The organism is Otoolea muris, from assembly GCF_943193115.1.
Lineage (GTDB): Bacteria > Bacillota > Clostridia > Lachnospirales > Lachnospiraceae > Otoolea > Otoolea muris.
Genome location: NZ_CALPCY010000006.1, coordinates 128,611 through 144,758, shown reverse-complemented (window position 1 = coordinate 144,758; position 16,148 = coordinate 128,611). Strand labels below are relative to the sequence as shown.

Sequence of the window (16,148 nt, the reverse complement as noted above, 5' to 3'; positions counted from 1 at the left end):
GACAGCCAGGCTGAGAGCGCAAAGCAGGCTGACTCCACAGGGACGGACAGCCAGGCTGAGAGCGCAAAGCAGGCTGATTCCACAGGGACGGACGGCCAGGCTCAGAGCGCAGGGCAGACGGAGCAGAGCGCTTCTGTGGACACAGATGACAAGCGGTTCGGCGGAGGCTGATCCGCATGGATCCATTCGATAAAGGAGAAATTGCAGGAAGAGTACGATGTTGAAAAAAATGATGCCTCGGGATAAAAAACTCAGGATGGTTGTCTTGATGCTGGTGGACATCTGTGTGATCCAGTTCAGCAGCTTTATGGGATTATGGATGCGTTTTGATATGCGGCTGCGCTCGATCCCGGAAAATTATGCGGATTCGGTGCTGCGGTATGCGATTTTCTACACCCTGATTACAGTGGGGATTTTCTATCTGTCCAGGATGTATTCTTCCATGTGGAGCGTTGCCGGCGTGCGGGAGGTCTGCAATATTGTGGCAGCCTGTGTGATGGCAAGCCTTTGCCAGATTGCGGGCATGACGATGCTGCAGCTTGTGGTGCCGCGGAGCTATTTTGCGATCAGCTTCATCATTCTGACCGGCTGCGTGGGGATGGTGCGGCTGTCGTACCGCATTTATCATACGCTGTTTCGGCGTTACAGTGAGAAAAGCGGGGGCCGCATTATGATTGTCGGGGCAGGGACGGCGGGTTCCGTGATTTTAAAGGAGCTGGAGACGAGCCGCTTTGCCCACGGAAAGGTGATCTGCTTTGCCGATGATGACAAGAATAAGATAGGGAAGTTTTTGAACGGCGTTCCGATTGCGGGAAACCGGTATGATATTCTGCAGCTTGCAGAGAAATACCGGATCGATATGATCTATGTGGCTATACCGTCGGCTCCGGCGATGGAGATCAAGAAGATTTTGGAGATCTGCCGTGAGACGAATTGCCAGATTAAGCTCCTCCCGGGTATTTTCCAGCTTTTGAACGGCGACGTCAGCGTTTCCAAGCTTCGGGAGGTTCAGATTGAGGATCTGCTCGGGCGGGAGCCGATCCGGGTGAATCTGGATGAGATCATGGGATATGTCAGCAATAAGGTGATTCTTGTGACCGGAGGCGGGGGGTCGATCGGAAGCGAGCTTTGCCGCCAGATTGCAAGCCATAACCCAAAACAGTTAATTATCCTTGATATTTATGAGAATAACGCTTATGATATACAGCAGGAGCTAAAGCGCAGCTATCCGGAGCTGAATCTGCTTGTCCTGATTGGCTCGGTCCGGAATACGCACAGGATGAACACGATTTTTGAGCGGTACAGGCCGCAGATCGTCTATCACGCGGCGGCGCATAAGCATGTGCCCCTCATGGAGGACAGCCCGAATGAGGCGATTAAAAATAATGTGTTTGGTACATATAAGACGGCTAAGGCTGCCAGCCATTACGGGGCGGAACGGTTTGTCCTGATCTCCACGGACAAGGCGGTGAACCCGACGAACATCATGGGCGCTTCCAAACGGATGTGCGAGATGGTTGTGCAGATGCTGAACAAGGAGTCAGAGACGGATTTTGTGGCAGTTCGTTTTGGCAATGTGCTGGGGAGCAATGGTTCGGTGATTCCGCTGTTTAAAAAGCAGATACTGGACGGGGGGCCGGTTACGGTCACGCATCCCGACATTATCCGCTATTTTATGACGATTCCGGAAGCGGTTTCCCTGGTTCTGCAGGCCGGGGCTTATGCAAAGGGCGGGGAGATCTTTGTCCTGGATATGGGAGAGCCGGTCCGTATTCTGGATCTGGCCAAGAATCTGATACGCCTTTCCGGCTATGTGCCGGATCAGGACATCATGATTGAATTCACCGGCCTGCGTCCGGGAGAAAAGCTTTATGAGGAGCTTTTGATGGACGAGGAGGGGCTTTTGGATACTCCGAACCGCCTGATCCATATCGGCAAGCCGATCGATTTTGACGAGGCGCTGTTTAAACGCCAGTTGGACGTGCTTTATGAGGAGGCGAACCGCGACGGGGATGCGATTAAGGCCGCTGTGCGTAAGATTGTCCCAACCTATGTGCAAAAAAAGTAAAAATGCAGGAGGAATTTTATTTCATGGAACCAAGAAGAGAGTATGAGCAGGAAATTGATTTGAAGGATCTGATGTTTGCTGTTTTGAGAAAATGGCGCCCGATTGTCCTGCTTGCGATCGTGTTTGCTTTGCTGCTGGGCGGCTTTAAGATCTTTAAGGGCTTAAACCAGCTTAAGGATGAGGAGTACGTGAAGCAGAACCAGGAGGAGTACAAGGCGAGCCTGGATCAGTATAATGCCACGAAGAAACGTCTTGAAAAGGAGCTGGCCAATATTGAGGAAAATATTGAAAGCCAGCAGAAGTATAAGGATGAGTCGATTCTTTTGAACATCAATCCGTATGATGAATATATGGAGTCGGCGACCTTCTATATTTCCACGGATTATGAGATTATGCCGGGGATGCTTTATCAGAACCCGAATACGGCGACCAGCATTTTAAAGGGCTATATGTCGATTGTGCAGAACGGCGATATGTACAATTACGTCATCAGCAGGCTGAAAAATAAAATCGGAATCCGCTATCTGAAGGAGCTTGTAAAGGTTGAGCCGGATTACGCAAACAATATGTTTGATATTATCGTGATCGCAGATACGGAAAAGCGGGCCGCGGACGTGATGCGCTACATCAAGGGCAGCATCGAGATGTCCCATGAGAAGCTGACGGCGGCGATAGGCGAGCATAATATTAATATCGTGGATGAATCTTTGCTTGTTACCGTGGATTTGGATTTGGAGAAGAAGCAGAAGGATTTTACCAGCACCATGGATTCGCTTGACACCAGCTTAAAGGACAAGACAAAGGAGCTGGAGGAGTTAGAGGAGCCGGCAAACACGCTGCTGAGCAAGAGAAGCATTTTAAAGAGCTCTATAAAATATGCCTTTTTGGGCGGCGTGTTAGGCGTGTTTATGGTTGTATTCTTCATCTGCGTCGTATTCCTGATGAGCGATAAGCTGGTCAATGAAAAGGAATTAAAGCGCCGCTACGGCATCATGGTATTAGGCGTGTTCCGCAGGCAGGAGAAAAAGCGCCTGTTCTCATTTGTTGACCGTCTGGTTGACCGCATGGAGGGCACGGCGGAGCGGGAGCTTGCGGATGCCCAGACCTTTGAGGTTGCGGCGGCCAATGCCGGTAATTACATAGAGGATTCGAGGAATGTGCTCTTAGTCGGAACGGTTGCCGATCAGGCGATCAAAATGGTTCAGGACGGCTTAGCGCCGCTGTTAAACGGAGTTACGCTTTCGGTAGGAGGCAATCTGGGGAGAGATGCCCAGGCGATCAAAAAGGCGGCTTCCTGCGACGCGGTGATTGTTGTTGAGAAGAGAAATAAGTCAGGCTTTGGAGAGATCGAGCAGGAGCTGGATGTGATCAGGAGCCTTGGGAAGAAGGTTATCGGCTGTATCGTTCTTTAAAACGAAAATTGGGAATCAGGGTGGCCCCGGGATGGCGCTTACAGCGCTTATCCGGGGCTTTTTATGCACACGGGCGTCCAACGGAAATATGTCAGCAAGCTGACGGACGCCCGGCGCGGCGAGTAGGGGAAGGAACCTTCCCTACTCGTTTGCACACGGGCGCCGGCGGGCGGGGTAAGCTGCCTCCCTCCCTGTCCGAATTTCCCAGGGCTCCTTTGTGTCGAAATTTGCGGTGGGAACAGGCTTTTCTTTTGCCTGGAAATATATTATAAATATAAGTGTTTATTTACATATCAGTGAAGGAGGCCATGGTATGGAGGAGGATAACAGAATTATAGTTCTTGAAAAAGAAAATGCAAAGCTGCGCGCAGATGTGGAGATGTTATTCGACACAGTAGTCCAGATGAAAGAAAGTTTGAATCTCCTTGTTAGCCGTTATATTACCAGTGAAAAGACTTGAAGGATTAAAAGTGAGGGCGGGAGAGGCCTGGTGATTATAATGCTTCTCCGGCCGCTTCTTTATTTAAGGGATTATGGGCGCGGCGCTTCGCGCAGCTTCAGCGTCAGATCCCAGATCATATCATGCATCCAGACAATGGTTTCCTCCAGTTCGGCGTTCTTCTGATGGAGCTGCCGGTTTTCTAATACGAGGGCGTCATATTGCGCCTTCATACCGGCAACGTCTCCCCGGCTGTTATTTTTCCTGTCCTCTTCAGTAATACGCTGCACAACGGAAGGGGCGGCTGCGGGGATACCCGCGATCTGTTCTGAAATCAGTTGATCCCGCAGTGTATAGTCTAAATCCATAAAATATTGATAACTCATGGGAAATATGCTCATCGGAATCTGGCACACAGGGCACACTGCATTTCTGGCAACCTGATAAAAGCCGTACCGGCCGCACTTTTTACAATAGTAAACGGTTAATTCTCGCATTGATTTATCTCCTGTTCATTTAATAATAATAAAAGGGCGTTATGGTACGTTCCCTCAAAGGAACAAACCCCCACAATAATATAAACGTTTGAAATGGAAAAATGTGACAGGATTTTTAAATTTTCTATATTTTATATTCTATGCAGCGAGTTCGGCAGATATGACAGATGAAACGGCGCAATAGATCTGGCGGTCTGTGTTTTCAGAAAAAAATACCGCGGCTGCCCCGAAGGGGCAGCGCACGGTATCTTTGAACGGATGATAGTAATATCTTACTGGATGATTCCTGAACTGTCAACAGTCCAGATTGTATCATTTGCATCTTTGATGTCCTTAAAGCCCTTGCCCAGTTCCGGTCTGGAAGAGGAGGTGGAACTTGCGGACGCCTGCTGGATTTTTCCGCTGGTGTTTACAAGGTAAGTTTTTTCGCCAATGGTAACCGGCTCATAGCGGAGCTCCGGATCGGCTTTCTTTAAGAGGCCATATACATAAACCTGATTGTCGCGCTCGCCGTGGAAGCCCTGTCCCTTGGAGGAACCGCCTGTGCTGAAGTACCAGGTCTGGTTCTCTTCCAGATCCTCGTCATAAATGGTCTGCTTGCCGGTCTGCATTACGCCGTTTTCGTCAAAATAGTAGTTGGCGGCGTTTCCGTTTTTGTCGGTTATGGTCTGCTTGCCGGTCTGCATTTCACCGTTCTCATTGAACGCGTAGCGCTTGGAGCTGATGGTGAAAATCTCCGTACCGTTTTCTCCGAAATAGGGCTCGCCGTTTTTGAAGTAGAAGGTATATTCCTCATCCGGATCGCTGAACCCGGGAGCACCTTCGATTGTGAGCCAGCCGGAAGCGCGGCCGCCGCCGTTCTCTTTGTCATAGTAGCGGAAATCGTTTAAGGAAACAACCTGTGTTTCGCCCTCCGCCGCCGGTTTTGCGAAAGCGATAAAGCCGGCCTCCGCCATATTGACCCATCCGGTCTGCATCTTTCCGTCGATAAAGGTGTAATATTTATTGTCGATTCTGCGATCCATCTGGTTTACGACCATTTTTCCGTCTTCGTCAAAATAGCTCCAGATTTCTTCATCGTCCGTATCCTGTGTGATCTCCTCTAAGAGAACCCAGCCCGTTTTGCGGGCGCCGTCATTTTCATCCCCGAGATAATAAGCAGAGCCGTCCAGTTCGAGAAGCCCTGTCATCATCAGGCCGTCTTCATCGAAGTAGTAGGTCTTATTGTCGATGGTCAGCCATTTGGACAGCGTGATTTTTCCGTCCTTTCCAAAGTAGTTCCAGCTTCCGACCGAAGGGGAGTCGGGGGTATCGTATGTCTCGTCGCTGTCAGCGGAGATCCAGCGGTTCTTAACCATCCGGCCTTCACTGTCCACGAAGTAATCGTCGATTCTCTGATTGACCGCTATCTCGCCGTCGTCATTGAGGTAGTACCAGTCGCCGCCTCTTTTCTTCCAGGTGTTGCTCTCCTGATAGCCGTCTTCGTCATAATAGTGCCAGCTTCCGTCTTCTTCCACCCAGCCCTCTGACGCCGCCATCGCGGTGTGGACTCCGGTGAAACCTGTCATGGTGGGTGTAGCTGCCGCCATTACTGCCGCAGCGGATAATACAGCCAAAATTGTTGTTTGCTTACGCATAAATAATCTCTCCTTTTTGTGTGATGAATGCCTGGCCGAAAATCCATCGTTGCATTACGGTTGTGATTATAGCGTATAATGCGGGGAAAAATCCAGTGCAGGTTGATGGAAGGAATGGAAGCGGATGACTGGGAGAAAAGTGGGAGGGGCTGTAGCCGTTCAGGCTGCCTGAACGGCTACGAGGGGTTACCGGGCAGCGGCGTGAGAAGGCCCTGAAGAGGATGTCAATTTCTATGGGATGTCCGGCATTCCGTATGGCGGCATATGGCAGCAGTTTGGGCGTCCCGGATTATGACGGCGGCTGCGCCAGAACGCCTGCCTGCGGCTGATACAGGGTGTCTGTAAGAAAATGCAGTTTAAGGACGCCCTGGAGGCGCTTTAGCATAGCGCTCACGTATTGGTTAATACTGTCCGCCTTCTGGCGCGCGATTTGGTAGTCCATGCTGGCATTAAAATAATTGTCGCCGTGGACGGTGTAGCCGTCAAAACCGGCGCAGGCGGCTTCTTTTACGCCTGTCCGGACGAGGACATTTAAAAGCATAACAAAGGAATTGTCAATGATTTCCGCGTCCGGGTCAATGAGCGCGCTGTAGTTTAAGGTGTAGTCAAAGGGAGCGCGGACATTGGTGATATTGGAGGTGGCAATGATCCGCACCGGCGCGCCGCAGCCCGCGGCGATGTCGAGCAGGCGGCTTTCAAGCTGCACATAGCGCCTGGAGTTGGTCAGGAACGCGTAGCTGATCGCGATGTCCTCTGGAATGTAATTGACAGCCAAGATGACAGGGGAGCGCTCCTGTATATAAGACAGAACCCGTTCCCTCTGGAGCTCCATATTTTTCCCGGGGCCCAGAAGAAGGAGCGGACGATTGCCAAGCGCTTCAGATAATTCCGCAATCGCGTCCTCGTCGCGGCATTCCCGGCTTTGGTAGTCGCGGTACAGCAGTTCGATGTGCTCTTTGTCATAAAGGAGCTTTTTTTCCGGGGCAATGGCATTTAAAATGGCGTTCAGCGCCCTGAGCGAAAGCGTATGCCTGTCCATGAGAAACCGCACATAGTTCGGATGGCAGTGGTTGGAGGCGGATATATAGTAAAACAGGTTATACCCCCAGGGGTTTTGACGGAACACAGGCATGATATTGATGTCAATGGCCTCCAGCATCTGGCTGATGTCATAGCGTTTCCCGCAGTTGTCATTCATGTACATGGAAATGAGCTCAATGGGAAGGTTCCCGGCGCTCTTTCCCATACCGTAGAGCGAGGCGTCAATCAGGATCAGCCGCTCCGCCGGCTCGCGGATGATTTCAATGCTGTTGGAATACGCGAGCTGGAAATTGTTGTGGGAGTGGTAGCCAATCGCAATTTCCGGATGCAGGTTCTGGTTGAGAAGGTCAAAATAATGCAGCAGGTTATCCTGGTGCAGCAGCCCATACGTGTCCACAATCGACAGCGCGTAAGGGTTCAAGGCATTGACAAGGCTTATAAGCCGCAGAAGCTCGGGATCCGTATAGCTGGTGATCGACACAGCCTGCACAAACACCTCGTATCCAAGCTCCTTCACCTGCCTGCAGAAATCAATGGCCTCCTCCATCACATGCTTTTTAAAGATAACGCGGATGCCGTCAATAAACGAATCCGCGCAGGGAGAAAGCCGGCTGATCGGACATGTGCCATAGTCGATCATGCCCACGATCATGGCGCCGCTCTTGTCCAGACGCTCAAAAATACGGTCCGCGCTTTCGGTGTCCGGCATAATGGTCCGGTTTCTGTCAAACGGACGCCGCTCATCCAAAAGCCCAATCTCCAGCACGTCCACGCCGGAGCTGATCAGCCGCTCAAAGATATTGACAATATTCGCATGCCCGAAATTCCAGTCATTGACAAAGCCGCCGTCGCGCAGGGTGCAGTCCAGAAGCTTTAACTGTTTCTGTCTCATATCCACATCTCCTTTCCCACGCTGCGTCAGTCCCGCAGAGCCGGCCGGCGCAGAGAATCAAGATACGCCCCTATCGCCTGAGGCGTCTCTGCCACAAAAACAGGGCAAAACTCCTCCCAATCCCCGGCCGAAGAAGGGCCGAAGCCATAGGTGACGCCGATAAACGCAGTCCCCGCCTGCGCCGCCCCCGCCCCGTCCAGGGACGTATCGCCGATCAAAACCCCTTCCTCACAGGAAAGTCCCAGCTTTTTAAGGCAGAGCCGCAGCACATCGCATTTTCCAAGCTTGTTCGCAGAATCGCTCCCGCAGATGCTGTCGCAGTAAGCGGCGATCCCGTAATGCTCAAGCAGCGTAAGCGCATAATCCGTCCGCTTCAAAGTCGCGACGCCGACGAGATAGCCCTCCCGCTTAAGCTTTTCAAGGAGCGCAAGGATTCCGTCATACGGAACGGCCTTTAAGAGATCATAGTCTTTATAGTGATCGCGGAAGACCTCCGTGGCCGCCGTGGCCTCTTCCTCATTCAGGCCATAGCAGCGGATCAGGGAATGCTTCACAGGCGGGCCGATAAAGGTGCGCATAACGTCGTCGCTTAAAGGCGGGTAGCCCATCCTCTGTGTCGTATAGCGGACGCTGGAGAGAACGCCTTCTTCCGTATTCATCAGGGTGCCGTCCAGATCGAAAATGATTCCGCGGTAGCGGGGGGTGGATTTATCTGTAATCATGGTTTTGTTCCTCCTGAGATTCGTTTGTGTGGTTTGATATGCCAATTATAGAGAAAAAGTGGAGAAAAAACAATACCTAACGTTTTTTAGGGGAGGGCTGGCCGGGGGAGGATCGTGAGGGGCCGCCGCGGGCAGCTTTTATATTCAACGGAACCCCGCTCCCTCCTCACGCTCCCCCCCTCTGATGTTCTTCCATCTCCGTCTTGTAGCTCCCCCCACAATATGCTATACTATGCATATTTAAAAGCACATTCCCAAATAACATACAGCAGTTTAAAGAAGAAAGGACTAAAAACCATGCAAAAAAAGGTTTCCAACTATCTGGCGGAGAAGCTGATAGAGGAAGGCATAACGAATGTTTTTATGATCACCGGCGGCGGCGCGATGCATTTGAATGACGCGATTGGGCATCAGGAGGGGCTTTCCTGCATGTATAACCATCACGAGCAGGCCAGCGCCATGGCGGCGGAGAGCTATGCGAGGATCCATAACCGGATGGCGGCGGTCTGTGTGACGACCGGCCCGGGAGGGATCAATGCGATGACCGGGGTGGCGGGGGCTTATATGGATTCGATTCCCATGCTGGTGATTTCCGGGCAGGTGCGGTATGATACATCGGCCCGCAGTACAGGGCTTGCGCTTCGCGCTATGGGAGATCAGGAGTTTGATATCACGAAGTCTGTGGCCAATATGACGAAGTATTGTGAGATGGTGATTGATCCCATGCGGATCCGGTTCTGCCTGGAGAAGGCGTTTTATCTGGCGCGCGTCGGGAGGCCGGGGCCGGTGTGGCTGGATATCCCCCTGAACGTGCAGGCTGCGCTGATCGAAACCGATGAGCTGACAGGCTTTGACAGGGAGGACTATGAGGCCGGGGGAACCGGCTGGGCGGCGCCTTCGGGGGCGGAGACTGCGGAGGATGAGGCCGGGAAGGGGGAGCGGCGCGAGCTTCTTCCCGGGAGGGTGACGAAGGAGACGGCGCGGGCGATCATAGAGAAGGTCAGGGCTTCCAAGCGCCCGGTGATCAATGCCGGGAACGGGATCCGGATCGCGGGCGCGCATGAGGTGTTTCTGCGCGTGGTCGATAAGCTGGGGATTCCGGTGGCCACCGGGGCGGACAGTATTGACTGCATCTATGACGAGCATCCCCTGTATGTGGGAAAAGGGGGAAATGTGGGGGATCGCGCCGGGAATTTTGCGATCCAGAACAGTGATCTTGTGCTCTCTCTGGGGAGCCGTTTAAGCTTCCGCCAGGTCGGATATTATTATACCACATGGGCCAGGGAGGCGTATGTGATAGCAAATGACATTGACGCGGAGGAGCTCAAGAAGCCCACGCTTCATGTGGATATGCCGGTTCACGCCTGCGTGGAGGATCTTCTGAGCGTGATGGAGGAGGTTCTGGACGCGGAGGGGACGCCGGAGGGCGCCGCGCCGATAAGGGAAGAATGCCGGGCGGCCCAGGAGGAGTGGGTAAAGCGCTGCCAGGGCTGGAAGCGGGATTATCCGGTGGTGCTGCCGCGCCATTTGGAGGGAGGAACCGGGACGCAGGCGAATGTGTACGCGTTTGCGTATGAGATGAGCCGGAGGCTGAATGAGGGCCAGATCGTGGTGGTTGGAAACGGCTCGGCGAATGTGGTCTGCGGCCATGGAAATATCATGAAAAAGGGCCAGCGCTTTATTTCCAATTCCGGCATTGCCTCCATGGGATACGGGCTTCCGGCCGCGATCGGGGCCAGCGTGGCCGAGCCGTCGCAGGACATCGTGCTTGTGACCGGGGACGGGAGCATTCAGATGAATCTGCAGGAGTTACAGACCGTGATCGGTTATAAGCTTCCGATCAAGATATTTATCATCAATAATGAGGGCTATCATTCGATCCGGCAGACGCAGAAAAGCTTTTTCGGGGAGCCGCTTGTGGGGATCGGGGCTGACAGCGGGGATCTGACGTTCCCGAGCATGGAAAAGCTTTCCTGGGCCTATGGCTTTCCCTATGTGTCCATCCGCAGCAATGAGGAGATCGGGGAAAAGGCAGAGGAGACGCTGGCGATTGAGGGGCCGGTGATCTGCGAGGTGTTTGTGACGCTTGATCAGAATTTTGAGCCCAAGTCCGCGTCAAAGAAGCTGCCGGACGGAAGCATGGTTTCCGCGCCGCTGGAGGATCTGGCTCCCTTCCTTCCGGATGAGGAGATGGAAAAAAATATGCTGATCCCGAGAGTGAGGATGAAGGAATGAGGATTGTAGCGACAGGAGCGACGAGCTTCGTGGGCGCAGGGGCCGTGAGGGAGCTTCTGCGCCGCGGCCATGAGGTCTGCGCGGTACTTCGCGAGCATTCCGTGAAGGCGGATCGTTTAAAGGAGAACGGCGTTTTTCCGGAGAGGCTTACGGTTTTAGAGGCGGATTTAGGGGAGCTTTCGCGTCTGACAGAATGGATTGAGGAACCGTGCGATGTGTTTCTGCACATGGGCTGGCGGGGAGCGGGGAGCGGCGACCGGGGAAAGGAAGAGATTCAGAGGGAGAGCGTGAGGGATGCGCTGGGGGCGGTGCGGACTGCGGCCCTTCTGGGCTGTAAGAGGTTCCTTTTTACAGGCTCCCAGGCGGAGTACGGCGTCCATGACTGCCTGACAGACGAGGAGACGCCGTGCCGCCCGACCTCCTTTTACGGGGAGGCGAAGCTTGCGGTGCTCCGGGAGGCGAAGGAGCTTTGCAGGCTGCATTCCATGGATTACGGCCATATACGGATTTTCAGCGTGTACGGGCCGGGGGATCATCCCTGGTCCCTGGTGTCGTCCTGCCTCGGCACGTTTTCAGAGGGCGGCCGGATGGAGCTTTCGGCGTGTACGCAAAAATGGAATTTTCTGTATATTGATGATGCGGCGCGGGCGCTTGCTGACTTAACGGAATTTGAGGGAACGCTTTCGGATTTCGGGTGCGTCTATAATCTGGCGGGCCCCATGGATGAGACGGGGCCTCTGCGCGGGTTTGTGGAACAGATGTATGAACTCTGCGGCCGGAAGGGAAGCATGGCGTACGGCCTTTGTCCCCCGAACGCCGAGGGCGCGGTCAATCTAATCCCGGATATCAGGAAACTTTGGAAAGTGACGGGATGGGAGCCAAAAATAAGATTTGAGCAAGGAATCCGTAATATGTTAAGAAAATTGTAGGTTGTCAAATAGAGGAAAGGCGGTTAGAATATAGGTTACAGTTTCTGAAAATGTGTGTTTACGATGCGCGATGGCGGACCGCGCTGCGTGCGGCGGCAGGAGGCCGAAGGGCGGAATCAGGAGATTGTTCCACATGAAGAAAATCAGTATTTTGATCCCCTGTTACAATGAAGAGGAAAATGTCGCTCCGATCAGCGCCGAGGTGGTGAAAACCCTTGAAGTGGAGCTTCCGGAATACGACTATGAGCTTATATTTATTGACAATGACTCCACGGATCAGACGAGGCCGATCCTGCGCAGGCTCTGTGCGGACAATCCAAGGATAAAAGCCATCTTTAACGCAAAGAATTTTGGGCAGTTCAACTCTCCTTACTACGGCATGCTGCAGGCGGACGGCGACTGCGTGATCAGCATGGTGGCGGATTTTCAGGATCCGGTGGAGCTGATCCCAAAGTACGTGCGGGAGTGGGAGAACGGCTACAAAATAGTGATAGGGATCAAGACAGGCAGCAAAGAAAACCCGGTTATGTACGGGCTGAGGAGCTGCTATTATAAATTAATTAAAAAGCTCTCGGATGTGGAGCAGATCGAGCATTTTACGGGTTCCGGCCTGTATGACCGCGATTTCATCGAGATACTCAGGAGTCTGGACGATCCGACTCCTTTTCTGCGCGGGATCGTGGCGGAACTGGGCTATAAGCGCAAGGAGATCCCTTACGTCCAGCCGGAGCGCCGCGCAGGGAAGACGCACAATAATTTTTACCGCCTCTATGACGCGGCGATGCTGAGCGTTACATCCTATACCAAGGTGGGACTGCGCCTGGCGACGATTTTCGGGGGTGTCTGCGCGGCGGTGAGTATGGCGGTGGCAGTGTTTTACCTTGTGATGAAGCTTCTGTACTGGTATGATTTTCCGGCCGGCATGGCCCCGGTTCTGATCGGCATGTGCTTTCTGGGTTCGGTGCAGATCTTTTTTATCGGGCTTGTGGGGGAATATATTTTATCCATTAATTCCCGTGTGATGAAGCGGCCTCTGGTTGTGGAGGAAGAACGGATTAATTTTGGTGAGCAGGATGAAATTTAATGTTGATGTGGTCAGAATCAGGGAAAATACCATTCAGTTAAATGGCTGGGCGATAGGGAGGACGCCGGATGCAGAGATTACGTATGCGGTGGAGGACGCCTCGCATCATCCCATCCGGTTTCAGTATGTTTCCACCAGGCGGGACGATGTGAGCCAGATCTATTACGGAAAGACGATCGACCGGGAGTTTGGTTTTGATATCCAGTTTCCGTATGAGCGGGGGAAGGACTATTATCTGGTGATCCGGGGCGAAAAGCGCCGGATCCGCGTGAAGTATAATGAGGCCCTGATCAAAAAGCGCGGCAGCGTGGCCCATAAGCGCCTCAAAAAGATTCAGGATCTGATGAATATGGAAACCGTGCATGTCTGTATGGAGTTCTGGCGTGAGAACGGCTTAAAGGCCCTGATTCTCAAATCAAAGCACAAGCTTCAGGGTATTGACAATGACTATGACTACGGTGAATGGTATGAACTTACGAAGCCGTCCGCGGAGGAGCTGGATCGCCAGAGGGCGGATCGCCTTCCCGATATGCCGAAGTTTTCGGTTATTATTCCCGCCTATAAGACGCCGGAGCGTTATCTGAAGGAGATGCTGGACTCCATCGCGGCGCAGACGTATGCGAACTGGGAGGTCTGCGTGGTGGACGGAAGCCCGGCCGGGGAGAGTGTGGAGCGGGTGCTGCGCCGCTATGCGGAGCGCGACCGCCGCTTTAAATATGCGGTCCTGGGAGAGAATAAGGGCATAGCGGGCAATACGAACGCGGCCATGGATATGGCGGACGGCGATTATATCGTGCTCGCGGATCACGACGATGCCCTGACGCCCGACGCTCTCTACGAGTGTGCAAAATGTATCTGCGCTCATCCGGACTGCGATGTGCTGTATTCGGATGAGGATAAGCTGGATATGGACGGCGGGGCGCTGTTTGATCCCCACTTTAAGCCGGATTTTAACCCGGATCTGCTGTGCAGCGTGAACTATATCTGCCATTTATTTGTGGTGAGCCATGATCTGGCGGCGCGTGTGGGCGGCTTTCGCCATGAATTTGACGGGGCGCAGGATTATGATTTTATTTTCCGGTGCACGGAGGGCGCGGCCCGGATCTGCCATATTCCAAAGGTGCTCTACCACTGGCGCTGCCATAAGGATTCGACGGCCAGCAACCCGGAGAGCAAGCTCTATGCCTTTGAGGCCGGGGCGAGGGCGATTATGGCCCACTATGAGCGGGCGGGCATTGAGGCAGAGCGCGTGGAAAAGGGCGTGGATTATGGGATTTACCACACGGTTTACCGGATTGCGGGCTCGCCGCTCGTCTCTGTGATTATCCCGAATAAGGATCACAGACAGGATCTGGACACCTGCATACGCGCGATCCTGGAGCGTGCGACATACCGCAATATGGAATTCATTATTGTGGAAAACAACAGCGCGGAGCCGGAGACATTTTCCTACTATGACCGCATCCAGAAGGAGCGGGAAAATATCAGGGTTGTGACATGGGAGCGGGAATTTAATTATTCGGCGATCAATAATTTCGGCGTTACCTTTGCCAGGGGGGAATACCTTCTGTTTTTGAACAATGATACAGAGCTGATCGCTGAGAATTTTGTGGAGGAGATGCTGGGCCTGTGCCAGCGGCCGGATGTGGGAGCCGTGGGGGCGCGTCTCCTTTATCAGGACGATACGATTCAGCACGCTGGCGTGGTAGTGGGATTTGGCGGTATTGCCGGGCATACGTTCATCGGCCTCCATCAGGCAGAGAACAGCTATTTCCACCGCGCCATGAGCACGCAGGATTACAGCGCCGTGACGGCGGCCTGTATGATGACGAAAAAGAGCCTGTTTGAGGAAGCGGGGGGCTTTACCGAAGAGCTTGCCGTGGCCTTTAACGACATTGATTACTGCATGAAAGTGCGCCGCGCCGGAAAGCTGGTGGCCTATAATCCGTACGCGCTGCTTTACCACTATGAATCCAAGTCCCGGGGCCTTGAGAACACGCCGGAAAAGGTGGCCCGCTTTAACCGGGAGATCCGGATTTTTGCAGAGCGCTGGCCGGAGATTTTGCGGGACGGGGATCCGTATTACAATCCGAACCTGACGCTGCGCAAATCGAATTTTGCCCTGAGGGATCTGAAAAAGGAAGGGATCGGGGAGCCGTACCGGCTGGAAGTTTAGGAGTTACTGTGTGGAGGTAAACGCGTATGGATAATACAGCGACCGTGGTGATCCCGAATTACAACGGACTGAAATTTTTGGATACATGTATGGAAGCGCTGAAAGCCCAGACATACCGCGCCTTTAAAGTGCTGGTGATCGATAACGGCTCCACGGACGGGAGTGTGGAATGGCTGAAGGAGCGCGGGATCGACACGATATTTCTTCCGGAGAATATAGGCTTTTCGGGCGCGGTGAATATCGGGATTAAGGCCAGCGCCACGCCCTATGTGATTCTCCTGAATAACGATACCAGAGCGGATTCCTATTTTGTGGCGGAGATGATTCGTGCGATTGAACGCTCGCCCCGTATTTTTTCGGTCAGCAGCAAGATGATCCAGATGGGCCGGCCGGATCGGATGGACGACGCGGGCGATATGTATTCGGTTTTGGGCTGGGCCTTCCAGAGAGGGGTAGGCCGGGATGCGGGGAAATACAGGCGCTCCCGCCGCGTATTTTCCGCATGCGCCGGAGCGGCGATTTACCGGAAGGCCGTGTTTGAAGAGATCGGGTATTTTGATGAGCGTCATTTTGCATACCTGGAGGATATGGACGTGGGATACCGGGCGCGCCTTTACGGGTATGACAATATTTACTGCCCGCATGCGCTTGTGCAGCATGTGGGCAGCGGGACGAGCGGCTCGAAATATAATCCGTTTAAGGTAAGGCTTGCGGCGAGGAATAATATTTATCTGATTTATAAAAATATGCCCGCCTGGCAGATGGCGGTAAACGGCCTGCCCATCGCGGCGGGGATGTTTGTGAAATATTTGTTTTTTAAAAAACTGGGGTATGAAAAAGAGTATGTGGACGGCTTGAAGGAAGGGGTTAAGACAGCTCGCGGCTTAGACAGGGCCGTACAGAAGCGGCGGGACCGGAAGCAGGAGCTGTTGGTTGAACTGGAGCTGATTGCTGGCACATGTTTGTATATATATGAGTTCGCTGCCAGACAGATAGCAAAGTTTTAGTGAAAGGTT

At 53.1% G+C, this 16,148-nt stretch carries 12 protein-coding genes; 8 read left to right on the top strand and 4 right to left on the bottom strand.

The window, feature by feature from the left end:
- Positions 1-217: 217 nt before the first annotated feature.
- From NFS31_RS06215 to NFS31_RS06205, 3 genes are all read left to right on the top strand, one after another.
- On the top strand, positions 218-2,068 hold the full coding sequence (locus tag NFS31_RS06215) for a polysaccharide biosynthesis protein (RefSeq protein WP_251492673.1): 1,851 nt from the start codon (positions 218-220) through the stop codon (positions 2,066-2,068).
- 23 nt (positions 2,069-2,091) lie between these two features.
- Positions 2,092-3,480 carry a chain-length determining protein gene (locus NFS31_RS06210; RefSeq protein ID WP_251492671.1) on the top strand — a complete coding sequence of 463 codons (1,389 nt, stop codon included), beginning with the start codon at positions 2,092-2,094 and terminating at the stop codon, positions 3,478-3,480.
- Between the two features lie 313 nt (positions 3,481-3,793).
- Positions 3,794-3,940, top strand: coding sequence for a hypothetical protein (locus tag NFS31_RS06205; RefSeq protein ID WP_251492669.1), 147 nt, complete (start codon positions 3,794-3,796; stop codon positions 3,938-3,940).
- Positions 3,941-4,011: 71 nt separating this feature from the next.
- Here NFS31_RS06205 and NFS31_RS06200 read toward each other — a convergent pair whose 3' ends face one another.
- The 4 genes from NFS31_RS06200 to NFS31_RS06185 all read right to left on the bottom strand — a co-directional run bounded on the left by NFS31_RS06200 (position 4,012) and on the right by NFS31_RS06185 (position 8,708).
- Complete coding sequence (locus tag NFS31_RS06200) at positions 4,012-4,416, bottom strand: teichuronopeptide (protein ID WP_251492667.1); 405 nt, start codon at positions 4,414-4,416, stop codon at positions 4,012-4,014.
- A gap of 272 nt (positions 4,417-4,688) precedes the next feature.
- Positions 4,689-6,053, bottom strand: a complete 1,365-nt coding sequence (locus NFS31_RS06195) for an N-acetylmuramoyl-L-alanine amidase family protein (protein WP_251492665.1) — start codon at positions 6,051-6,053, stop codon at positions 4,689-4,691.
- A gap of 289 nt (positions 6,054-6,342) precedes the next feature.
- Positions 6,343-7,986: an aldolase catalytic domain-containing protein gene (locus NFS31_RS06190; protein ID WP_251492663.1), complete on the bottom strand. Its 1,644-nt coding sequence runs from the start codon at positions 7,984-7,986 to the stop codon at positions 6,343-6,345.
- 26 nt (positions 7,987-8,012) lie between these two features.
- A complete protein-coding gene (locus tag NFS31_RS06185) occupies positions 8,013-8,708 on the bottom strand; it encodes an HAD hydrolase-like protein (protein ID WP_251492661.1) in 696 nt (231 codons plus the stop codon).
- A 297-nt stretch (positions 8,709-9,005) separates the two neighbouring features.
- On the opposite strand from NFS31_RS06185, the gene NFS31_RS06180 reads away from it, so the two are divergent.
- The 5 genes from NFS31_RS06180 (at position 9,006) to NFS31_RS06160 (ending at position 16,139) form a co-directional block, all read left to right on the top strand.
- Positions 9,006-10,943, top strand: coding sequence for a thiamine pyrophosphate-binding protein (locus tag NFS31_RS06180; RefSeq protein WP_251492660.1), 1,938 nt, complete (start codon positions 9,006-9,008; stop codon positions 10,941-10,943).
- Entirely contained in the window at positions 10,940-11,872 is a 933-nt protein-coding gene (locus tag NFS31_RS06175) for an NAD-dependent epimerase/dehydratase family protein (RefSeq protein ID WP_251492658.1), read from the top strand. The genes NFS31_RS06180 and NFS31_RS06175 overlap by 4 nt, the downstream gene beginning before the upstream one ends.
- A 133-nt stretch (positions 11,873-12,005) precedes the next feature.
- The gene (locus NFS31_RS06170; protein WP_251492656.1) at positions 12,006-12,956 is read left to right on the top strand and encodes a glycosyltransferase family 2 protein; all 951 of its coding nucleotides are present in this window, start codon (positions 12,006-12,008) and stop codon (positions 12,954-12,956) included.
- Positions 12,946-15,132: a glycosyltransferase family 2 protein gene (locus NFS31_RS06165; RefSeq protein WP_251492654.1), complete on the top strand. Its 2,187-nt coding sequence runs from the start codon at positions 12,946-12,948 to the stop codon at positions 15,130-15,132. The genes NFS31_RS06170 and NFS31_RS06165 overlap by 11 nt, the downstream gene beginning before the upstream one ends.
- Positions 15,133-15,158: 26 nt before the next feature.
- Positions 15,159-16,139, top strand: a complete 981-nt coding sequence (locus NFS31_RS06160) for a glycosyltransferase family 2 protein (RefSeq protein ID WP_251492652.1) — start codon at positions 15,159-15,161, stop codon at positions 16,137-16,139.
- The last annotated feature ends 9 nt before the right edge of the window (positions 16,140-16,148 follow it).